General features: G+C 49.8%; 18 protein-coding genes and 1 tRNA gene. 11 read left to right on the plus strand and 8 right to left on the minus strand.

All coding sequences use genetic code 11. The features are described from left to right. Positions 1–2: 2 nt before the first annotated feature. From AC5RDV_RS05960 to AC5RDV_RS05970, 3 genes are read right to left on the minus strand one after another with little or no spacing between them, the layout of a single operon-like run. The gene (locus AC5RDV_RS05960; RefSeq protein WP_008625934.1) at positions 3–521 is read right to left on the minus strand and encodes a KdsC family phosphatase; all 519 of its coding nucleotides are present in this window, start codon (positions 519–521) and stop codon (positions 3–5) included. Continuing rightward, on the minus strand, positions 514–1,317 hold the full coding sequence (locus AC5RDV_RS05965) for a Rossmann-like and DUF2520 domain-containing protein (RefSeq protein ID WP_282748542.1): 804 nt from the start codon (positions 1,315–1,317) through the stop codon (positions 514–516). The genes AC5RDV_RS05960 and AC5RDV_RS05965 overlap by 8 nt, the downstream gene beginning before the upstream one ends. Beyond that, positions 1,314–1,856, minus strand: a complete 543-nt coding sequence (locus AC5RDV_RS05970; RefSeq protein ID WP_276789386.1) for a nitroreductase family protein — start codon at positions 1,854–1,856, stop codon at positions 1,314–1,316. The genes AC5RDV_RS05965 and AC5RDV_RS05970 overlap by 4 nt, the downstream gene beginning before the upstream one ends. 223 nt (positions 1,857–2,079) lie before the next feature. On the opposite strand from AC5RDV_RS05970, the gene AC5RDV_RS05975 reads away from it, so the two are divergent. The 6 genes from AC5RDV_RS05975 (at position 2,080) to AC5RDV_RS06000 (ending at position 10,066) form a co-directional block, all read left to right on the plus strand. Next, complete coding sequence (locus AC5RDV_RS05975) at positions 2,080–4,425, plus strand: TonB-dependent receptor (RefSeq protein WP_008625942.1); 2,346 nt, start codon at positions 2,080–2,082, stop codon at positions 4,423–4,425. Between the two features lie 118 nt (positions 4,426–4,543). Then, on the plus strand, positions 4,544–4,948 hold the full coding sequence (mce, locus tag AC5RDV_RS05980) for a methylmalonyl-CoA epimerase (protein WP_008625944.1): 405 nt from the start codon (positions 4,544–4,546) through the stop codon (positions 4,946–4,948). Positions 4,949–5,120: 172 nt separating this feature from the next. Next, positions 5,121–6,674: an acyl-CoA carboxylase subunit beta gene (locus AC5RDV_RS05985; protein ID WP_040602653.1), complete on the plus strand. Its 1,554-nt coding sequence runs from the start codon at positions 5,121–5,123 to the stop codon at positions 6,672–6,674. Between the two features lie 22 nt (positions 6,675–6,696). Beyond that, positions 6,697–6,867, plus strand: coding sequence for a hypothetical protein (locus AC5RDV_RS05990; protein ID WP_172604615.1), 171 nt, complete (start codon positions 6,697–6,699; stop codon positions 6,865–6,867). A 15-nt stretch (positions 6,868–6,882) separates the two neighbouring features. Next, positions 6,883–7,287: a biotin/lipoyl-containing protein gene (locus tag AC5RDV_RS05995; RefSeq protein ID WP_008625957.1), complete on the plus strand. Its 405-nt coding sequence runs from the start codon at positions 6,883–6,885 to the stop codon at positions 7,285–7,287. A 256-nt stretch (positions 7,288–7,543) separates the two neighbouring features. Continuing rightward, entirely contained in the window at positions 7,544–10,066 is a 2,523-nt protein-coding gene (locus AC5RDV_RS06000; protein ID WP_282748541.1) for a cellulase N-terminal Ig-like domain-containing protein, read from the plus strand. A gap of 236 nt (positions 10,067–10,302) precedes the next feature. Here the strand turns inward: AC5RDV_RS06000 and AC5RDV_RS06005 are convergent, their stop codons facing one another. After that, a complete protein-coding gene (locus tag AC5RDV_RS06005) occupies positions 10,303–12,315 on the minus strand; it encodes a glycoside hydrolase family 2 protein (RefSeq protein WP_282748540.1) in 2,013 nt (670 codons plus the stop codon). A gap of 192 nt (positions 12,316–12,507) precedes the next feature. Here AC5RDV_RS06005 and AC5RDV_RS06010 point away from each other — a divergent pair, with 192 nt between their 5' ends. The 3 genes from AC5RDV_RS06010 to AC5RDV_RS06020 all read left to right on the plus strand — a co-directional run bounded on the left by AC5RDV_RS06010 (position 12,508) and on the right by AC5RDV_RS06020 (position 17,134). Continuing rightward, complete coding sequence (locus AC5RDV_RS06010; protein ID WP_282748539.1) at positions 12,508–15,033, plus strand: ATP-binding protein; 2,526 nt, start codon at positions 12,508–12,510, stop codon at positions 15,031–15,033. Positions 15,034–15,115: 82 nt separating this feature from the next. After that, on the plus strand, positions 15,116–16,477 hold the full coding sequence (locus AC5RDV_RS06015) for a sigma-54-dependent transcriptional regulator (RefSeq protein ID WP_282748538.1): 1,362 nt from the start codon (positions 15,116–15,118) through the stop codon (positions 16,475–16,477). A 195-nt stretch (positions 16,478–16,672) separates the two neighbouring features. Beyond that, positions 16,673–17,134 (plus strand): hypothetical protein, encoded by a 462-nt coding sequence (locus AC5RDV_RS06020; protein ID WP_282748537.1) that lies wholly within the window; start codon positions 16,673–16,675, stop codon positions 17,132–17,134. Between the two features lie 52 nt (positions 17,135–17,186). Here the strand turns inward: AC5RDV_RS06020 and AC5RDV_RS06025 are convergent, their stop codons facing one another. The 4 genes from AC5RDV_RS06025 to AC5RDV_RS06040 form a co-directional block, all read right to left on the minus strand. Further along, positions 17,187–17,990 (minus strand): TIGR03915 family putative DNA repair protein, encoded by an 804-nt coding sequence (locus tag AC5RDV_RS06025; RefSeq protein ID WP_282748536.1) that lies wholly within the window; start codon positions 17,988–17,990, stop codon positions 17,187–17,189. Continuing rightward, complete coding sequence (locus AC5RDV_RS06030) at positions 17,987–19,261, minus strand: putative DNA modification/repair radical SAM protein (protein WP_282748535.1); 1,275 nt, start codon at positions 19,259–19,261, stop codon at positions 17,987–17,989. Before AC5RDV_RS06030 ends, AC5RDV_RS06025 begins: the two co-directional genes overlap by 4 nt. Before the next feature lie 118 nt (positions 19,262–19,379). Beyond that, the gene (locus AC5RDV_RS06035; protein ID WP_008625985.1) at positions 19,380–19,550 is read right to left on the minus strand and encodes a hypothetical protein; all 171 of its coding nucleotides are present in this window, start codon (positions 19,548–19,550) and stop codon (positions 19,380–19,382) included. A 17-nt stretch (positions 19,551–19,567) separates the two neighbouring features. Then, a complete protein-coding gene (locus AC5RDV_RS06040; protein ID WP_282748534.1) occupies positions 19,568–22,168 on the minus strand; it encodes a chitobiase/beta-hexosaminidase C-terminal domain-containing protein in 2,601 nt (866 codons plus the stop codon). Between the two features lie 340 nt (positions 22,169–22,508). Here AC5RDV_RS06040 and AC5RDV_RS06045 point away from each other — a divergent pair. After that, positions 22,509–22,598: transfer RNA gene (locus AC5RDV_RS06045), tRNA-Ser, on the plus strand. Positions 22,599–22,679: 81 nt separating this feature from the next. Then, the gene (locus AC5RDV_RS06050; protein WP_282748533.1) at positions 22,680–23,381 is read left to right on the plus strand and encodes a CDP-alcohol phosphatidyltransferase family protein; all 702 of its coding nucleotides are present in this window, start codon (positions 22,680–22,682) and stop codon (positions 23,379–23,381) included. Positions 23,382–23,441 lie beyond the last annotated feature (60 nt).

A 23,441-nucleotide genomic window follows, 5' to 3' on the forward strand; every position in this document is an offset into this window, starting at 1 on the left:
TACTACCAACCAAAAGCCTTTTCATCCTTCAGCCATAATCCTTGCGCCTTCAATACCTGTTCTATCACGTCGCGCCCGCATCCATATCCTCCTTTCAAATGGGAGATATAAACCGCCAAAGCCTTGATTTCCGGAGCTGCGTCGGCCGGCGCACAAGGACAGCCGCAACGCTGCATGACTTCATAATCGGGGATATCATCACCCATGTAAAGCACTTCCTCGTCCCGCAATCCATAACGATCCAAAAAGGCTTCGTACGTCTTTATCTTCACGGCACATCCCAAATGCACGTCCGGAATGCCCAGTCCCTCATACCGTTTACGCACCGATTCGGTACGCCCGCCGGTGATAATGGCCACATGCAAGCCCGACTTGACAGCCAACTGCAAGGCATACCCGTCTTTGATATTGACCGAACGCATCGGCTCCCCTCCGGGATGCAAGGTGATGGTCTCGGCACTCAGCACGCCGTCCACGTCGAAAACCAACGCCTTTATCTTTTTTAATTCGTAATTAATCATTTATTTCCTTCCTTTCCGCTTCATTCCTCAAGGCCAGAGCATGGATGCTCCGGCTCATCATTTCATAGATTGCTTTCCATTCAGGCTCTCCATCGAGCATGGCACATTGACGTTCTATCACATTCCGGTCATAGCGCACGGCCGGCCCCGTTTGCGCCTCCACGGGCGGAAGACGATGTACCTTCCGCGCCGTCTCGTCTATCAAAGGCCACATTACATCGAACGGTATGTCGTCCCGACCCAACAAGTCCGCAGCCAAAGCGTAACAATGATTCACAAAATTGCAAGCAAATACTGCCGCCAAATGGAGACAGCGGCGTCTTTCCGTACTCATCTCCTCCACCCTGTCCGAAACAGAACGCGCCAACTGTTCCGTCTGTGCAAGCGAGTCGGGGGCGGATGCTTCCACAAAAACCGGAATCTCCTTGAAATCCACCGGGCAATCTTTAGAAAACGTCTGCATGGGATATAACACGCCATAACGCCGGACATGTCCACGGAAAACATCCATCGGCATGCTCCCGGCCGTATGCAGGCACAAGGCATCTCCTATCCGGAGAGCGATACGGGACACCAAGCCCTCTAACACTCCATCTTTCACGGAGAAGATATACACATCCGCACCCGGCACCACGGCATCAAGATCATCCGTCGCCGGACATCCCAAACGTACGGCCAAAGCTTCAGCGGAAGCCATCGTACGGCTGAAGACCTGCAACGTTTCATGGCCTGCACCGTGCAGAGCCAGTCCCAACCGCGTAGCCAAATTTCCGGCACCAATCCAGACAATTTTCATTCTTCCGGCGCGTCAAAGGTATTGATATGCACTTTTTCCCACTGCAACCGGTCTTCATTAAACGGTTTGCGTTCCATTCCCTTATGACCCACAGCCACGATGGAAAGCACCCTCAAATGCTCCGGGACATGCAGAATGGCCCGCACCATCTCCTCCGCAGGTTTTCCATCCGCCATTGTACGGTTCCGGATCTGTACCCAACAAGCACCCAGACCCAAATCTTCAGCCTGCAACAGCATCATGGTCGTAGCCACCGAAGCGTCTTCCACCCACACGTCGCTCTGCGTCGGATCGGCCAAGACGACCACCGCCAAGGGAGCGCCTTCTATCAGTTCGGCTCCGTGCTCCTTGCAATGCGCCAGTTGCTGCAACAAATCCTTATTGTCCACGACCACGAACTCCCAAGGACGCACTCCCTTGGAAGAAGGGGATATCAACGCCGCACGCAACAATGCCACCACCTCGTCTTGGGTCAACTCTTCTTCCGTAAACTTCCGCATGCTACGACGGATGCGAATCAGCTCGCTAAACTTTTCCATTTCCTTATCCTATATTTATTATCATGTCACTGCGCAAAGATACATGATTTCCCTATTACGGAGAAAAGAAATCCGGACGGAATCGACAGTTTCACCAAATAAATCGACGGTTCTTTATACAAAAAAGCGTATTTTTGCGTTATTTAAAAAGTGTAAGTAGACAGACAACGAAGTGAAGACAAGACTTTTCAAATCCATATCCTGCCTTTTCCTGCTGACCCTTATGGCCTTGCAAGTGGCCGCCCAAGACAAAGTAAAACTGTCGGGAAGGGTCATCGACGATGAACAAAACCCGGTACTTTTTGCCGTAGTAAAAGTGGCCGGCCAGGCGGCAGGTACTACCACAGACCTGCAAGGACGTTACCAACTGGAATTCTCCACTGCCGACACCGTGACCGTGTCGTTCAGCATGATAGGTTACGTAACCAAGAAAAAAACACTGGTCCGTCCCAAAGGTAGTTTACGGCTCAACATCACCATGCAAACCCAAAGTATCGACATGGGTGAAGTAACGGTAAAGGAAGTACGGCGACAAATGAATTCCACCCAACACTTGAATGCCGAAAACCTGAAACGGCTGCCCTCCACCACCGGAAATGCCGTAGAGGAACTGGTGGCCACACAAGCGGGAGTCAGCACACACAATGAGTTGAGTTCGCAATACAACGTAAGAGGCGGGAGTTTCGATGAAAACAGTGTATATATCAATGGAGTGGAAGTATACCGCCCCTTACTTATCAGTTCCGGACAACAGGAAGGACTGAGCGTCATCAACAGTGACATGGTGGAAAACATCAACTTCTCGGCCGGAGGTTTCGATGCCAAATACGGGGATAAGATGTCGTCTGTTTTGGACATCACCTATAAGAAGCCCAAGAAATTCGAGACTTCAGTTTCGGCTAGCCTTTTAGGGGCCGGCCTCTATGTAGGTTACGCCAAAAAGAACTTCAGTATGACACACGGCGTGCGTTACAAGACTAACCAATATATGTTGGGGTCGTTGGAAACCAAAGGAGAATACAACCCGCGTTTCCTCGACTACCAGACCTATATCAGTTGGTCGCCCAACCGGAAATGGAGCCTGGACTTCATCGGGAACATCTCCCAAAACCAATATGACTTCCTGCCGACGAACCGACAGACCAATTTCGGCACAATGCAGGATGTCAAGTCGTTTCGCGTATATTTTGACGGAAAGGAAGAAGACCTCTTCCGTACACTATTCGGCACACTGAGCCTGTCGCATAGCTTTACCGACCGCACAAAGCTTTCCCTTTTGGCTTCGGCATTCGCCACCAAGGAAAGGGAAACATACGACATCCAAGGGCAATACTGGCTCGACGAGACCAACACGACCGAACAATTAGGCGTAGGCACCTACATGGAGCATGCCCGCAACTACTTAGATGCCAACATGAAGAGTCTGAAACTCCTGTTCTCTCACAAACCGAAAGGGCACGACATACAAGCCGGACTCACATGGAAGCACGAAATCATCAAAGAGAACTCACGCGAATGGGAGATGCGCGACTCTGCCGGATATTCCATCCCTCACACGGGCAACCGTCTGGATCTGATTTACAACCTGAAATCCTCCAATCGCATCAGCAGCGACCGCCTCGAACTTTTCGGACAGGACACTTGGCGGTTTACTAACAGACACGGCATATTTTCCCTTAATTACGGGGCACGGTTAAGCTATTGGAGCTGGAACAAGGAATGGCTGTTCAGTCCGCGTGTTTCGCTCGGCATCATCCCGTCTTTCAACGAAGATTTCACATTCCGCATCGCCACGGGACTGTATTACCAGGCTCCTTTCTACAAGGAACTACGAGACACTGTGACAACCGGTGTCTCCACCAAAGTACACCTGAACCGCGACATCAAGTCGCAGCGTTCGTTCCAAGTCGTATTAGGGGGAGACTACAAGTTCAAGCTCATGAACCGTCCTTTCAAATTCACCACGGAAGTCTATTACAAGGCATTGAACAACCTGATACCCTACAATGTGGACAACGTGAAAATCGTATACTACGGAGGCAACATCGCTTCGGGATACACCACAGGCATCGACTTCAAAATCTTCGGGGAGTTCGTGGAAGGTACGGATTCCTGGATCAGCTTCAGCCTGATGAAAGCCCAGCAGAAAGTGGACGGCAAGAGTTTCCCGCAAGCCACCGACCAACGCTATAACCTGAACTTCTTCTTCAGCGACTTCTTCCCCGGTACGACGCGATGGAAGATGACACTGAAAGCCAGCATTGCCGACGGACTTCCTTTCGGTCCTCCCCACACGGGATTGGAACGCATGGTATTCCGCGCCCCGGCCTACAAACGCGTGGACATCGGAATGAGCTACCGGTTGTTGGACAACGAAGACGGGCGCAACCAAAAGAAATTCATCCGCTACCTGCGCAACGTATGGTTAGGCGTGGACTGCTTCAACCTGTTCGACATCAGCAACGTAAGCTCATACTATTGGGTGACGGACGTGACCAACCAACAATACGCCGTGCCCAACTACCTGACTGGACGGCAAATCAACGCACGTATACTGATTGAATTGTAACCACCGGAACGGCTACTGCCAAAAAAACATGAATTTATTTCCTGTTTCACCGCAAAATGCGTACTTTTGCAAGTCAGTAAACGCACAATAACGTGCAAACAACTAAAATTTATATGTCATGAAGATATCACATATCGAACATTTGGGTATCGCAGTGGAAAGCATCGAAGCCGCACTGCCTTATTATGAAAACGTATTGGGACTGAAGTGCTACGCTGTGGAAGAGGTAGCCGACCAAAAGGTAAAGACAGCCTTCCTGAAAGTGGGCGAAGTAAAAATCGAACTCCTCGAACCTACAAGCCCGGACAGCGCCATCGCCAAGTTCCTGGAAAAAGGCGGACGCGGCGTGCATCATGTGGCTTTCTGTGTGGAAGACGGTGTGGCCAACGCCTTGGCTGAATGTGAGGAAAAAGGCATCCGTCTGATTGACAAGGCACCGCGTCTCGGAGCGGAAAAACTGCAAATCGCATTTCTGCATCCGAAAACGACATGCGGCGTATTGACCGAACTTTGTGAACATTAACACAACTCCAAGTGAAATTCAATCCAATCATTGAACTTCATATAAAGGCTCGTCCTTGAACCTGATACCACCAGCGGAACCGCTTTCTATGAAAGTCTTCCGTTGGTGGCTTGTTTTTTTAGGGATAGGGAAATTCAAAGCCTTCTTTTTGAAACAGAAAATAAAACAGATTATGAGTGTCCAAACAGAAAAAATCAAGGAATTAGTAGAATTGCGCGCCAAAGCACGCATGGGAGGCGGCGAGAAAGCCATCGAAAAACAGCATGCCAAAGGCAAGTACACGGCTCGCGAACGCATCGACATGCTGCTCGACCCGGGCAGCTTCGAGGAAATGGATATGTTCAAACTGCACCGCTGTACGAACTTCGGCATGGAAAAGAAACAGTACTTGGGCGACGGTGTGGTGACCGGTAGCGGCACGATAGACGGCCGCCTGGTTTATGTTTTCGCACAGGACTTCACCGTCAACGGCGGTTCGCTGTCGGAAACGATGGCTGAAAAAATCTGTAAGGTCATGGACCAGGCCATGAAAATGGGCGCACCCTGCATCGGCCTGAACGATTCCGGCGGCGCACGTATCCAGGAAGGCATCAACGCTTTGGGCGGATTTGCCGAGATATTCCAACGTAACATCATGGCTTCGGGCGTGATACCTCAGATTTCGGGTATCTTCGGCCCCTGTGCCGGCGGTGCGGTCTATTCTCCCGCCCTGACGGACTTCACGCTGATGATGGAGGGCACTTCTTACATGTTCCTTACCGGTCCGAAAGTGGTGAAGACTGTGACGGGCGAAGACGTGTCGCAAGAAGACTTGGGCGGCGCAAGCGTGCACTCCACCAAGTCCGGAGTGACGCATTTCACAGCCCAGACGGAAGAAGAGGGCTTGGCCACCATCCGCACGCTGTTGAGCTACATCCCGCAGAACAACATGGAGGAAGCTCCGCGCATGGAATGCACAGACCCTATCGACCGTATGGAAGACGCGCTGAACGAAATCATTCCGGACAACCCGAACAAAGCATACGACATGTACGAAGTTATCGGGGCTATCGTGGACAATGGCGAGTTTTTCGAGGTTCAAAAAGACTATGCCCGCAACATCATCGTAGGCTTTGCCCGCTTCAACGGCCAAAGCGTGGGTATCGTGGCCAACCAACCGAACTGCTATGCAGGCGTGCTCGACTGCAATGCCAGCCGCAAGGGCGCACGTTTCGTACGTTTCTGCGATGCCTTCAACATACCTTTGGTCACGTTGGTAGACGTGCCGGGCTTCTTGCCGGGGACGGGACAAGAGTACAATGCCGTCATCCTGCATGGTGCCAAGCTGCTGTATGCTTACGGCGAAGCCACCGTACCCAAAGTGACGGTAACCTTGCGCAAGAGCTACGGCGGTTCGCACATCGTCATGAGCTGCAAACAGTTGCGCGGCGACTTGAACTACGCTTGGCCGTCGGCCGAGATTGCCGTGATGGGAGCAGAAGGTGCCGTAGCCGTGCTTTATGCCAAAGGCGCGAAGGAAGCTGAGGACCCGAAAGCTTTCCTGGCCGAAAAAGAAGCCGAATACAACAAGCTCTTCACCAACCCGTACCAGGCTGCCAAATACGGTTATATCGACGATGTCATCGAACCGCGCAATACACGCTTCCGTGTCATCCGCGCCTTGGCCCAGTTGAAAACCAAGAGCTTGACCAATCCGGCCAAGAAGCATGGCAATATTCCTCTGTAATCCCTTTCAAAACGAAATTGTCATGGAACAGAAACAGAATGAAGTGTACGCGGCCATCACACTGGCCCTGCACGAATACCAGGGCTACACGATGCATGTGCCGGAAAGCGGTATCCTGACTTTGGGAAATGCAGATACTGAGTGGAACTCCAAACTTCGTACGCAACGCCAGTTGCCTGAGCACAAATTTTAAAGCAAACAATAGCAAATGAAGACATACAAATATAACATCAACGGCAACGATTATGAAGTGGCCGTGGAAGGAATCGAGAACTATGTGGCCACCGTTACGGTGAACGGCGAAAGCTACACGGTGAAGATGCCGGAACCGGAAAAGCCGGCACATCATCCCGTAGTAGTGAAACCCGCCGGAGTGCCCGCCGTAATTGACAAACCCAAGAAGTACGGCGTGAAAGCCCCGCTTCCGGGTGTGATAGTAGACGTGAAGGTGAAACCGGGCGACGAAATCAAGCGCGGCGACACGGTGGTTATCCTGGATGCCATGAAGATGGAAAACAACATCACGTCCGACCGTGCCGGACGGGTCTCGGAAATCTGTGTCACGCCAGGCGAATCAGTCATGGAAGGCAAGGACCTGGTGGTGTTGGAATAACCCTCTCCTGCACGCACTTATAGCGAACGGATATGAATATGTTCCACTCCGGAATGCAGCAAGCATTCCGGGGTGGAACTTTTTTGCATCCTCCTTTCCAAACGGAAATTCCCTTCAGAAAGAATAAAAAAAGCATAAATCTTCTCATAAGAACAAGGCATTGATTGTTCTAAATACTATCTTTATCCCAAATAGCGTGGCATGTTTCCGCTATTTTATAAAGAAACACAAATCCACCTTAATACCTAAAAACAAAATGAGAAAAGCATTATTGGCATTCCATGTGCTATGGATTACGGCTTGCAGCCACGTGAGTGGCCCGAATTTGAGGCTGAATGAACTTGAGTACTTCGAGACCCAAGGTGTCAATGTCCTCGTTTACAGCAACCAGTTCACCGGAGGCTTCAACGACGAAAAGAACTCCGGCATCGAACTCATCCACCACGGCGTACGCACTGCACAAGGCGGTGCCATAAGGCTCTCCAACACTCCTGAACAATGGGATTTGGTGCCCACTACCACATCACGGAAAGTAAACGCAGAGGACAATTTGATTGAAGTAGGCCTGCGCTACGAGGATTACGACTTCGATTCGCGTGTCGTGGTCACGGGAAAAGGAAAAGCAGTTGAGATATCCGTCTACCTGGACAAACCCCTACCCCACGAACTGGAGGGCGATGCCGGCTTAAACCTTGAGTTCCTCCCGTCTCAATATTGGGGCAAGGCTTATCTCATGGACGGGCATCCCGACCGTTTCCCACGCTACGCAGTGAGCAACACTGTCTGCCGCCCCAATGCCGAGAAAGTAAAGCAGTTCAAGGGATACAAGACATACGACGACCGTGGGACTGGCCAATTCGTGGAACCCTTGCCCCTATCTTCCGGCCACACCATGATACTCGCACCCGATACCCCCGAACGCATGGTGAAAATCACATCAGACTCTCGCTTGTACCTCTACGACGGGCGCATGTTGGCACAGAACGGTTGGTTCGTGGTCCGTAGCATCCTGCCAGCCGGCAAGACGGGAAAGGTGCTGACATGGACAGTGGAACCGAACGCCGTCGAAGGATGGATAAGAAAGCCCAACATCGGTTTCTCCCAAGTGGGCTACTTGCCTTCACAGCCCAAGGAGGCCGTCATCGAATTGGACAAGAACGACAAAGTCATCCCCCAGGCATCCATCTGGCAAGTGAAAGCAGACGGGACGGAAGCCGAAGTATTCAAAGGGAAAACTGCCGTATGGGGGCCTTATTACAAATATAATTACGTCAAGTTCGACTTCTCCGAAGTGCAGGAACCGGGAATTTATTACATCCAATACGGCAACGAAAAGACCAACAACTTCACCATAAGCCCAAACGTGTACGACCACATCACGGACGCTACCACCGATGTATGGATTCCCATACACATGAACCACATGACCGTCAACGAAGGTTACCGGGTCTGGCACGGCGAGCCTTTCAAAGAAGGATACCTGCAGGCACCGCCCCACACCGACCATTTCGACATGCACTGGCAGGGAGCTACCACCGACACTCGCTATAAGGCATTAGAACTGATTCCGGGACTGAACGTAGGGGGGTACTTCGATGCCGGTGACTTTGACATCGAAACGGGTGCCAACATCAACGTCGTCCAGAACCTGGTCAGGACATGGGAACTTTTCAAGCCGTTGCGTGACGAAACGTTCGTCAGCGAACAGCAACGCTACGTGGACCTCCATCGTCCGGACAGCATACCAGACATCATCCAGTACATCGAGCACGGGGTGTTGAACCTCTTGGCACAGGCCGAGAACATCGGACACATGTCGCAGACACTCTCCAACTCCGTGTTGGACAACTACCACCATTTAGGAGATGCCGCAAGCATCACCGACGGATTGCACTACGACCCCCGCCTGGCTCCCTACGAAAAATCGGCTGACGGGAAATCGAGTGGCACACCGGACGACATGTGGGCCTTCACAAGCCGCAACCCACGCATGGACTTCAGGGCGGCCACCATGTTTGCTGCCGCAAGCCGCGCCCTAAAAGGATACAATGACGACTTGTCGGAAAGAACCTTGAAGCAATCCAAAAGACTATTGAAAGAAGCCACGGAACTCATGTCGGAAGGATCACAAAAGGACAAAAGGCAGAATGTCGGCGGCGACATGGCCACAAACCTGCAATTATACGCCTCTACCGGTGAAAAACAATACTTGGATAACTTCACGCAAGGAATCTGGATGGCACTGGAACACAACTCCAACCGCAACATCATGACGGCCTTGGAAGCCATCCCCTACATGGACGCGTCTTACAAAGAAAAGCTCCGACCTTATGTTAAGAAATACAAAGAATACCTCGACAGCCAAGACGAGGAGAATCCTTACGGAGTGCCCATCGGCCGGGGGAACTGGGCCGGAAACAGGGGAATTGTCGATTTCGGTATCTCGGCCTGCTTCGCCAACAAATACTTCCCCGACATCATCGACAACAGCTATGCTTTCAAAGTGGCCAACTGGCTTTACGGTTGCCACCCTTACCACAATTATTCTTTCGTGGCCACCGTCGGAGCCACTCGCCCCAAAGCCGTCTTCTATGGCAACAACCGGGCAGATTTCTCCTTTATCCCAGGCAACATGGCTCCCGGCGTACTGTTCCGGCAACCCGACCATTTCGAGAATTACGACGATTGGCCATTCCTCTGGGGGCAGAACGAAGGCACCATCGCCGACAACACAAGCTACGTGATTTTCGGCCATGCTTTCAAGGACCTGCTGCACTGACTCACAACCTTACGGTTCTAATGGAATAAAATGTAAAAAACAAGGAAGATATAATATTTTCCACATTAATACTGGTTTTCAATTACTTATATCAGAAGAATCGTTCTGCGCCAAATAAAAAATCATTTGGCGCAGAACGATTTTCCGTTGTGCTGAGAACGATTTTCAAATCTCAGCACAACGGTTTCAGGCTTTCTGCCGTAAACAACATTTACCAACCGGAAGCCTCATCCCATTCAAAAAAGCACCCATTTGCAACGGTCTGAGAACTCCTGTCCACCCCGATGCCCGAAAGCCTCCACTTGGTTCTCCCCGTGCTTCAAACCTACCTTCCTCCAGATGCAAACGCTTCCGTCGCGCTCCGGACTGCCGCAATCCTTCCCGTTCACTTTCAGGCGGACGGTTTCGCAATTCGTATATACTTTGACATCTGTCAAAGAATCCCGACGGGCCACGTCCCTCCGGCTGGTGATATGTACCACCGGCTCTTCCGACCATTCCGACTGATAAAAGTAGAAAGCATCCTTCCGTATCTTACGGTCGTAAGAGACCAAACCTTTGTCATTCATCCCCGGCATATCACCCTCGTTGCGCGACGCACTGGCAAAATCGAACATGTTCCAGACGAAAGAACCCCACGCGAAACCGCAGCGCTTGATGGCATCGTAAGTCTGTTCGTGCACCGTGGCCTGCCATTCTTCGGGATGGAACACCCCATCGGCCTTCGGTGTCTTCTTTCCCGTCTGCCAATGGTGCCACACGTTGGCTCCTGCCCCGTACTCGCTCACGGCAATGCCCTTTCCACCGCCCTTACGGTTCCAACGCTCCAAAGTGGGTTTCATTTCCGACGGTTCCGCCCAATACCAACCGGGATAAGTGTTGAACGCCAAAAGGTCGGGCACGGTGTTTTCCGGCCGCCCCTCCACATTGGAGGCCAATACGGTCAGCCGTCCCGGGTCTTCGCGGTGCGCCACGTCATTGAGTTCCGAAATCAATCCTTTCACATCGCCCTTGGACAGTTCGTTCGACAAGCTCCAACAGAAAATGGAAGGGTGGTTGAAATTCTGTCGGACGAGTTCCGTCAATTCCGTTTTCATGTTCTCCGTGAATTCCGGGGTGTCCAAGGCTTTGCCGACCAAAGGAATCTCGGCCCAGACCAACATGCCCTCGCGGTCGCACAGGGTGTAAAACTCGTCCGAATGCGGATAATGTGCCAGCCGGATGCCGTTGGCACCGATTTCCTTGATGAGTGACATGTCCTCCCGGTGGTCGGCCGAAGAGATGGCCCAACCCTTGTCCGGACGATCCTGATGGCGGTTCACTCCTTTTATCTTATAAGGCTTCCCGTTCAGGATGAAACCTTTTTCAGCGTCCACACGGAAAGATCTCAGGCCGACATACTGCGACAGGGTGTCCAACACTTCCTTGCCCCGTTTCAGCTCCACGAAGACACGGTACAGGTAAGGTGATTTACGCCCGTCCCACAACATGGGGTTGTCCACCGTCAACCGGTTCGTAAAATCGAGCCGTGCCTGTCCTTCTGTGGCTTGGGAGGTGGTGGCCGTCGCCACCAGTTTACCGGCGGCATCGAACACGTCCGCCTTCACGGACAATTCTTTCACCCGTTTCAGTCCGTTGTCCACTTTAGTGACTACCGACAAGTCCGCACGTCGCTCGTTGACCTGTTGACTGACATATACCCCGGAAGAAGCATAATCCAAAGGCGTGATGCAAGTCTTGGGCAATAGGAGGAGCGAGACAGGCCGGTAGATGCCGCCAAAGACGGTGAAGTCCCCCTCCAACGGGGCGATGTTCAACTCCTTACGGTTGGACACGGCAACCTCCAACAGGTTCTCGCCGGCATGCACGTAGGGTGTGATTTCAAAACAAAAGGCATTGAAACCTCCCACATGTTCTCCTACCTCCCGTCCGTTGACTTTCACTTCTGCCTTCTGGCTCGCCGCCTCGAAACGCAAAAATATTCGTTTTTTCATCATCGCGGGCGAAATGGACAAGGTGTAACGGTACGTGCCGTCGCCCCTGTAATAATCGGGTGACGTGCCGTCTTTCGCATTCCACGTGTGAGGCACGTCCACTTGCTCCCATACGTCTTCCGCCCCATCCCTATCCAGACGGAAATCCCATTTCTCACTCAAAAAACTTTGCTGTCTGAGCTGCCCGACCACAGGAACGGACAGGCACGCGCAAAACATCGCCAAGGCCAGAGACCTTACTTTTAATACATTCATCGGTTCTAAAAGGTTAAGTTGCATATACAAAATGATGTCAAAGATAAGGGCCATCATCCTGCCGGGCACCATACTTTCCCGTAATAAAATACGATTTTTGCGGCAAAAAGACTTTTGAAGCCGTCTTCTTCCCTCTTTTCGGAAGTTTTTCTTAGTTTTGCAAAAGGAATGAACAGCCACAGCCTTACTCTTATGAAACAAAATACATCCTTCAAAATCGCCTGCGGATACTTTTTATTGATTTGTCTCCTGTTGGGTTCCATCTATTATATTTACCACCAAACCTCCTCACTGGCCCGGATGTCCGGCAATGAACAGACGTTGGCAGAACGCCGGAAAGTGACCCACCAACTCGTCAGCCAACTTTATGAAACGGAAAACATCGGCCAGGCCGTCCATTTCGGCCGTTGGGAGGCATACCGCAAATACGTGCAATCCATGTCAAACGTACAACAGACCATATCTGCATTGGACACTTTATTCACCGATTCCCTGCAAAAGGCCCGGCTAGACACACTGTCTTCCTTGCTGACCGGCAAACAGGAAAACATGAAACGTTTAGTATTGACTTTGGAGAACAACTCCGCCCCGCAGATTTACCAACACCAAATCAGCCTACTTGTCAAAAGCCAGGACACCGTCATCCAAAAGCCGCATATTACCCGGCAAATCATACAGAAAGACAAATCCTACACGGTGAAAGAACCGAAAAAGAATTTCTTCCAACGGTTGGCTTCCGCTTTCCATAAACCAGAAGCGGACACTACCGCCGTGAAACAAACCGTGCAAATCTTGGAAACGGACACCATCCATCAAGAATTCAACGCAAGAGACACCCTTGCACATATCCTGGACAGCATAGAAAGCAGCATGAAACAATATAACAGCCGACGACGGCAACGCATCAACGCGCAAGCGGAACGGCTTTGGTACACGAGCCTCGAACTTAACAACCGCGTCACGCAACTCCTGGAAAGCATCGAGAAGGAAGAACAGCAACGGTTGGAAGAAGAAAGCCGGAAAGCCTATATGGTGCGGAAACAGGCAGCCCTCACGACCGGACTCATCACCACGGCTGCCATCCTTTTAGCCATTGTCTTTTTCGTCATCGTATGGCGTGACATCACCAAAAGCAACCATTACCGCCACGAGTTGGAAAAATCCAAGAAAAGAGCCGAAGACCTCTTGGTTTCCCGCGAGAAATTGATGCTGACCGTGACACATGACATCAAGGCACCGGTAGGTTCCATCATGGGGTACACGGAACTCCTGGTTCCCTACGTCCGGGAAAACCGCCCCAAAAACTATTTGGACAATATCCGCAGCTCGTCCGAACATCTGCTCAGCCTCGTCGGTTCTTTGTTGGATTATCACAAGTTGGAAGCCCATAAAATGGATTTGCACCCAGTCAGCTTCAGTCCGGACGAACTCTTACGCACCATAGCCCAAAGCTTCTTGCCCATGGCGAAAAAAAAAGGATTGGCACTGCAATTCGAGACCTCTCCCGAAACCCGACGGACCTATACCGGCGATGCTTTCCGCATCCGGCAGATTACGGACAACCTGTTAAGCAATGCCCTGAAATTCACACGGCAGGGGCATATCCTCCTTCGCGCCAAAATGCACGGCCGCCTGCTTTGCATCACCGTACGCGATACAGGATGCGGAATGACTGCGGAAGAACAACAAATGATTTTCAAGGAATTTACCCGCCTGAGCAGTGCACAAGGGGAAGAAGGGGTTGGTTTGGGACTATCCATCACGCTGAAACTTGTACAACTCCTTCAAGGAGAAATCCATTTGGAAAGTACTCTCGGAAAAGGCAGTTCCTTCTTTGTCACACTCCCCTTGCAACTCACCCACAAAAAACAGGTTCCTGTCGCAGAAGCCCCTGCCACCCTTGAATCCGTAGAGCGTCCTCTCCATATATTGCTGATTGACGACGACCGTATCCAAATGCAGCTGACCCAAGCGATGTTGCAGCAAATCCAACCGGAAAAAGCGGATTGGGAGATTGTTTCCTGCCGAACGCCGGAAGAAGTATTCCACCGGGTTGGACAATGCCGTTTCGATTTGTTGTTCACAGACATACAAATGCCGTCCATGAACGGCTTCGAATTATTGAAGAAAGTACGAGCACTGAATCCTCCCGCCCACGCACAACTCCCTGTGGTGGCCATCACGGCACGTAACGACATGCAAGAAGCGTTTTTCAGGGAACACGGGTTCGCCACCTGCCTTTACAAGCCATTTAACCAAAAAGACCTGGCTCAAGCCATCCGGAAGGCACTCGGAGAAGCCTGTCCAGAAGTAAAAGAAGCACCAGGGAAACCCGAAGTTGCGCCATCCCAAACGTCGCCCGCCATCGACCTTGAACCGTTGACTGAATTCGCCGGAGACGACCGGAACGCCGCACAGGAAATCCTGAATACCTTCCTACAAGAAACCCTCCTGCATGCCAAAGCGTTCAAAAAGGCTTACGAACAAAAGGATAAGGCCGAAATATGCAGGATAGCCCATAAATTGCTTCCTACCTTCACCCTTGTGGGCGCTCCCTGCATCAAAGCATTACGGACTTTGGAACAACAACGGGATGAACAGGTATGGGACGACACGGACAACGTCCCGGCACAAGAAGTCATCGAGTCTTTCCACCTCATCGTCCGTGCCCTGAAAGAAAAGAATGGCAGTGGACCTGCACATCAGCATGAATATTAAAACATTTAAAAAGCCGCCCCGCATATACTTTCGTACTGCAAAAGGCATTATCTTTGCGTCAACTTAATCCGATAAAGACCACATGGCAGCCATTCTCATAGTAGAAGACGACTTGACGTTTGCCACCATGCTTAAAACGTGGTTGGGCAAACAAGGATTCCAAACCAGTACAGCCGGAGACTTATCCAAAGCGCACAAGTTATTGGAACATCAGTCGTATGACCTCATCCTGTCGGACCTGAGGTTACCGGAAGGCGACGGCCTTTCCCTGCTTGACTGGATGCAAAAACACGGCCTTGCCGTTCCTTTTATCGTCATGACCAGCTATGCCGATGTCCAGAATGCCGTAAACGCCATGAAACAAGGGGCATGCGACTACATTGCCAAACCAGTGCAACCGGCCATGCTTCTGGACAAGATAAAGGATGCCTTGTCCGCGTCTTCTGCAACCCGCTCCAAAAAAGATACGGCTCCCGAAGAGGTTCAAGCAGGTACCGAATCCCGCCCGGCATTCCTGGAAGGGAAAAGCGAGGCGGCACGCCAACTTTACAATTACGTGGCTTTGGTAGCTCCGACACCGCTTTCGGTACTCATCAACGGTGCCAGCGGTACCGGAAAAGAATATGTGGCCCACCGCATACACCAATTAAGCAAGAGGGCTGATAAACCCTTTGTAGCCATCGACTGCGGAGCCATGCTCAAAGAACTGGCGGCTTCCGAATTTTTCGGCCACGTGAAAGGTTCGTTTACGGGTGCCGTAACCGACAAAACCGGAGCTTTCGTAGAAGCCAACGGCGGCACGCTGTTTCTCGACGAAGTGGGCAACCTGAGCTACGACGTGCAAGTACAGCTCTTGCGGGCCATCCAGGAACGCAAAATACGTCCGGTGGGTTCCAATCAGGAAATAGAAGTGGATGTCCGGCTTGTCTGTGCCACCAACGAGAACTTGCAACAGGCCATCTCCCGTGGAGAATTCCGTGAAGACCTCTACCACCGCCTGAACGAATTCACCCTGCACATGCCTTCCCTGAAAGACCGGGGTGAAGACATCCTTTTATTTGCCAACTTCTTTCTGGACCAAGCCAACAAGGAACTGGAAAGGCATATCGTAGGTTTCGACGCCCCGGCTTCGGAAGCGTTGCTCAATTACGCATGGCCCGGTAATTTACGCGAATTGAAAAACCGGGTGAAACGCGCCACTTTGCTGGCACAAGACCGCCTGATCCATAAGACCGATTTGGGAGAGTTCAATGTCATAAACTGTGGCGAAGAAGAACTCCCTGCAGCAACTCCTTTCGCCTTACACGATAAAAATACCGAGAAAGAACGTATCCTGCAGGCCCTGCAAACGGCACACCACAACAAAGCGCGTGCCGCACGCCTTTTAGGCATAGACCGCAAAACCCTCTACAACAAAATCAAGCTCTACGACATTCCACAATAATAGTGTGGAATTCTTCCCCACTCATCCCCACATTCCACACGTATGCTTTTGAGCCTCATGCTATCTTAAGCGGAAAGAAGTCGTTTATAATCAACACTTTACAATCATCTTTCTTTTTCTGGCACACCTCTTGTCCATTAGTTTGGCAGATGACAAGATAAAACAGTCAAACAATTAAATAAAACAGAAAGCATTATGAAAAAGTTATTTGCAACAGCCTTGATGGCTATGAGTATGGGAAGTGTTTTTGCACAGGGTAACATCGTAGCAAACGATACTGTAAAAACGGATACTACAAAAAACTGTCCTGCAAAAGGTTGCCAGAAATCATTGGCTGCCCTCATTTCCAACGATACTGTAACCACAGACAGCACCAAAGCCAAATTAACCGCCATGTTGGCGTGCGTAGCTATGAATGATACGGTAACCACAGACTCCACAAAGTCCACTCCGGCTGCATTAGTGGCACAGAACGACACAGTTACGACGGACAGCACAAAAGCTCAACCGGCCAAACCGGCAGCTTTAGTAGCCATGATTGAGGAGAAGGATACGACTCAAACCAAAGATGCAAAAACAACTCCTTCCACTTGCGACAAAAAAGCAGGAGAGAAAGCGATCCAAGCATTAAACGCCATGAGAAAAATCACCGCCTAACCACACTGATTTTTCTCATTTTAAAAGAGGAGAACGTGCCCGCGTTCTCCTCTTATTTTTCCTCTTCCCCAATTTGCTTTTCGGTCAGGTACTTCCAGTAACGTACCGGCATGTCTTTCCGGTGTTTACGGGGATTCAAGCGTTCCTTAATACAAATGGCTTTGAAATACGTCCGCCACATCTCCTGATACCACATTTCATCCTCGTCCCGCATCGCTTCGCTCAAACGTCCGTCCGGCAACCGGAAAACCTCTGCTCCATCTTCAAAAGTAACACGTACGGACTTATGCCCGGCATGATAGTAGCCATACCGGCGGCGACGGTCGTAAATCAGCCAACATTCTTCCGAAAAACGGTCACTAAAATGCGGAACGATTAAAGGCAACACGTCATAGTCCGGCTCAATCATGGCAAAATAAGTCCCGTCGGCAGTTTTCTGGAAGCGCACGAATTGCATCATGCGAAGACGTTCACAACGTACCTTACGATAGGTATTCGTCACAAAAAGCACATCCGGATCTGCAAAATTCGTTTCAATGCTTTGCCCGGCCTTCACGGCTTTGCATACATACCGAAACAAAGGTAAGTCCAAATCCGGCAGTTCGGAAAAAAGACTGGTCGTCAGGCAAGCCAATGCAGCGGATGAAAGTTTCCGTTGCAATGCCCGAAACACTCTTCCGGCTTTTTCCTCGTCCGTTATCACCCGATGTACGACCGCAAAAAGAGGAGGCGTATCCTTTTCTCCGATAATCGCCACAGGAAACTGGTGACGGTAGAATGCATCGAACACCGCTGTCAGCAAACCGTCCCACGTACGGTCGTACACGAATACACTATCCTCTGTCATACTCCTCATGCAGGTTCCTCCTTAAACAGCAACGTCAACTGCCCGTCGTTCTGTTTCTTCCGGCTTTTCGACTGCACCAATAAAGAACGGACTCGTTCGGGATAAAGCTCATTCACTCCCTTGGCTTCCAACTCCCCACAGGTTATGAAATACTGGGCACGCTTCATCACGCATCCCATTTTCTTCAAATCAAAACTCGTCAAACGTCCGAAACGTCGCGAACAGACAATCAGACGGGCCGACTTTACCCCAATACCGGGCACCCGTAGAATCCGTTCATACTCCGCACGGTTCACATCCACGGGAAATTGTTCGGGATGCCGAAGAGCCCAAGCCAACTTCGGATCCACCTCCAAATCCAAATCAGGATGCGTTTCATCCACAATCTCTTCCACTTTGAACTGATAGAACCTCATCAACCAGTCTGCCTGATACAAACGGTTTTCCCTGACCAACGGTGGCTGTTTCAAGGCCGGAAGCCGAGGGTCGTACGTATTCACTGCCACATAACCGGAATAATACACGCGACGCATGGTAGGCCGACCGTATAATGCGGACGAAAGGTGCAAAATATCCCGGTCGGACTCCCCTGTTGCCCCCACAATCATTTGCGTGCTTTGTCCTGCCGGGACGAAACGCGGGGCATGCCGGTGCTTCTTACGTTCCTCCGAACTTTCCAGTGCACCTTGCTGTATATATCCCATCGGGCGGTAGACGCTCTCATGGTCCTTTTCCGGTGCCAACAACTTAAGCGAAGCTTCATGGGGAATCTCAATGTTCACACTCATACGGTCTGCATACAAACCGGCCTCGTCCACCAACTCACGACTGGCTCCCGGAATAGTTTTCAAATGGATATATCCATTAAAGCGGTGCACCGTACGCAAGTCTTTCACTACACGCACCAAACGTTCCATCGTATAGTCGGGATTCCTCACCACACCGGAACTCAGGAACAATCCCTCGATATAATTCCTTTTGTAGAACTCCATCGTCAGGTCTACCAATTCCGATACGGAGAGTGTGGCACGGGGAATATCATTCGTACGGCGGTTGACACAATAAGCACAATCGTAAATACAATAGTTCGTCAGCATGACCTTCAACAGGGATATGCAACGCCCGTCCTCAGCAAAACTATGACAAATGCCTATGCCTCCCACGGTATTCCCCACTCCGCCTTTCACGTTACGCCTCACCGTACCGCTCGAAGAGCAGGACACATCATATTTGGCCGACTCAGCCAATATCTTCAACTTCTTGAGCGTATCGTCTTTCATACCGCAAACCACTTTTGTTTTTGCAAAGATAACCCTTTTCACTAGACTAGGAAAAAGCCGCTCCGGGTTTTCATCCGAAGCGGCTTTGCCGTATCACGTTCAAAAGTGTACCAAAGTATTAATACTCGTTACCCCATATATCGGTAAAACCTTGATTCATATTGGTCCGACCTTCTATTCCATCCTGTGGCGTGTTATCAACTCCTATGGAGCAATTCAACAACAATGAATCTTGAATCTCAAATTCTGCCACTTCGCAAACCGGTTTTATATATATTTTCTTGTTCATATTCCAACTTGTTAATACTATTTTACTACTACTTTTTTACCATTCACAATGTAAATGCCCTGCGGCAAGCCTTGAGTGGCCTCTGATTCGTTGACCTGATGACGGACTTCCACACCGCTAAGTGTGTACACATCTGCCAAACCGCCCTCAACCATTGTTTCGGAGATACCGGTCGCATCTTCAAATGAAATCAGGCGTTGGTTCACGCCAACTTCCCCACTGTATTCCGGAACCTTATCCATATCAATATAAGCACGGTTTCCCGAAATCTTACAACCCTTACCGCAAAGCTGCACTTTGTTTTGGGCACTAATCAGGTACATGCCCTCAGCCACATCTTGCCCCTCAAAAGAACCGACCAATCCGTTTGCTTCACCAGCTTCAGCTACAGCCTTTCCACTGTATGCCGCTATAAGCTTATCGGAAGTTGCACTGAATATATAAGGAACTCCAGCCTCAAGGGTGGTCACTTGCTCCAATACCATGGACTGCGGCTCTCCGTCCTTCATGACTTTTCCGGCAATGCTGAAGAACTCTGCACCAACCATATCTTCTGCGGCCACGGCATAGGGAAGACAGATAGTACCGTAATCGCCGGAAGCGACATTGCGAACATAACCATCAACGATAGGCATATCTGTTGCAAATTGGTTAGTCGTGCTCGAAAGTGAATATGTTCCGAAAACACTGTTACCACTTGAAACCCCAAGTCCTAATACACGAGCAGAATTTGTAGAAGAGTGCCAATAACCATCACTTTCTTTCTTCCACGTGAATTTCTTTGTATCGACTCCTAAATCAGTACTATTTCCTACGTGGGCTACATACTCTCCCGATACAGTTTGGATAGTACCCTTACTTTCATCTATATAAAATTCAAAATCTACAGTTTCAGAAGTCTTAACGACTTTGTTATTCAAAACATCAACTACATCTGTATCCAACTTTTTATCTGAAATTTTATTGGAAGAAAGCATGGCATAATACACACCATCCTTTTCTGCCACTAAAGCCCTTGCTTCCGGCAATGCAGAAGGATCTACCACATTCACGGTACATGTTGCTGTCGCACCGGTAAATTCATCATTTTCGGCGACAGAGGCTGTAATCGTTACCGTCCCGGCCTTGTTTCCCGCCTGAACCTTGCCCTCGCTGTCCACTTTGGCTATTTCTTCATCCTCAGAAGAATAAATAATCGGGGATGTAGAATTCGTAGTAGCCTTGATGATTAAGGATTCACCCAAGTTCACAGAATAAGCACCTTGTTCAAAAGCCAAGGTCGCCTGCGTCTTGCCTGCGGTCTTTACGGCAATATCCTCTTGCAAGATTACATTCAGTTGTTTATCAGAGTGAAACAAACCCGGATACCCTGTTACGTCAACCGTGGCCTGCACATCTGCCGTAATGCTTTCATCAGCCGCCCTAAGTGCTATCTTTTCACCGTTTTGCTCGATTTCCCCATTCTTATTGTTAAAGCCTGATGTTACCGTCGCATCAACCACCTTTACACGCATGGATTCATACTGGGCAAAGTTTTGGTTCAATTCAGCCACAGTCACCACCTGTACCGGAATCTCAACGCCTTCGGTCACCTCCACATTGTCAAACTCCCCTCCTTCCACCTTCAATTCATACAGGCCATTGTACAATGCCAATTGGGCTGATACCACACCGTTCAGTTTCGTCCCAACCTTCAAATTGTTTGAGCCAAAAACATACAATCCTGCTGTCTCATCTTGAATATAAGCCTTCCGGGAGTCAGCATACGTCACCACAGCATCTTTCAACTCTACAAAACAAGTTACACCTTCCGCCGTAGCTATACCGCTTTCTTTCAATGCCTTCAAAGAAGTATATGGTTCTAATTTAGTGTAAGTCGCAGTGACTACTTCACTGTTGTCCAACCCATCTTTCACGGCAATGGCTTTTAATGTGGTAGTTTCCGTGAGAGTTACGCCTTCTGTTGGAAACTTATCAGAACCTGTAGTAGGCTCTGCTCCATCCTTTGTATAATAAATCGTGGCACCTTCTGTAGGACAAGAAGCTCCGACCGTAAGTTTATCCACAAAGGTAGTTCCATTAGCCGGTGCAAAAACAGGTGCTGCCACTTGAGTTATCTCAACAGGACGGTATACAACTTTCAAATAATTCACATATAAACGAGACTTTTTATCCCTACCCATACAATAAAATGTAACAGACTTCGCATTTAAATTAGAAGCTGCATATGTGGCATTCGCATTTAAACTCTCTGTTTTTGATTTTTCCACACTTTCATTTATTGTATAAGCAATACTTGTAGACATAGAAGAACCGATTTCCGCAGAAACCAACTCAAAGCCGTCAATCACAGATATTGTAATAGAACCTCCACCATTACCTGAAGCATTCTGATACAAACGAATCTCATCGTTATTAATTGCAGGATTACTTGTTCCCCCTCCTTTTGCCGTAGCATAAGAGACCTTAGCATCCCCCCCCAAACTTTTAGAATTCAATTCCGTAAAAACAGACTGTTCTACAGTTACTTCTTGCCCCCAAACACTGCCGGAGACCAACGCGAGAAGTAGTAATGTCAAAATTACCCCCCCCGATTTAACATTTGTAAACTTTTTCATACGCTTAAGTTTTATATGAATAATAAATTGAAAAGTTTTCTCATGTTATGACCTGACAAATATATACAAAAGAAATCAAGTTACCATATAAAAAACAAATTATTATTCATATTTCCCCATAAAAATCAATTCATATTGCAATAAAATGACATCATAACGCCACCAAAATTCTTTCAAACCTACAAAAATATTTTAAAATCAAGATATTAACATTATTTTTCAGGAACAAAAGCCTTCGACAAAGATTCACATTCCAAGCCCTATCTCATTATTTCCCGTACTTTTTTGCCCTTTCGGCATGCGGATAAGAAAAAAAGTTGTAACTTTGCCCACCGAACAAGGAAAGATGCCGGAGTGGTCGATCGGGCCGCACTCGAAATGCGGTGAACGGGCAACTGTTCCCAGGGTTCGAATCCCTGTCTTTCCGCCAATACTCCCGACTTCACTATCTCCCCTTGCGGAATGGTAAGGTCGGGCGTTTCGTTTCACCTGACATATAGGGAAAAACAAAATGGGACACGAAAAATCAGAAAGGATACAGACCTCCATCCTGAGCCGGGTGGAGAAGAAAGCTTTAGTGTGGTTAGCCGGACGGCAACCACGTTGGGTCACATCGGACTTCCTCACGTTCGTAGGCGTAATGGGAGCCGTGCTCTTCGCTGTCGGCGGCATGCTAGCACACATCGACCTGCATTACCTGTGGATCGGCTCACTCGGGCTTGTGGTGAACTGGTACGGTGACAGCCTGGACGGCACGTTGGCACGGGTGCGCCATACCCAACGCCCCATATACGGTTTCTTCATCGACCATACGTTGGATGCGTTAGCCACCTGCCTCTTTTGCCTCGGACTGGGCCTCTCGCCCGTCATGCGGATGGACGTGGCATTGCTCATCATGGGCGGTTATTTGTGCCTCTCCATCTACACCTACATCAGTACCATCATCATCGACGAGTTCCGGCTCACTTACGGCAAATTAGGGCCGACAGAAGTACGCCTTATCCTGATAGCCGTGAACACGCTGTATATCTACGCCCCGTGGCGTGAAACCCATTACGCCATTGGCAGACAGCAATGGAGCGCGTTCGACCTGATTGGTGTGGCCGTGTCGGTTATCCTCTTCACACTTTATGCCACCCAATTTGCTTCGGACCGCCGTAAGTTGGCCGTAAAAGATCCCTTGAAACCTTACCGACCCGAAAGCGAAAAGTGAAACACCCTTAATATAAACCGTTGTGCCCGGACTCCCCTGTAGGAAATCCGGGCACAACGG

The sequence above is a fragment of the Paraprevotella sp. genome (assembly GCF_986071375.1).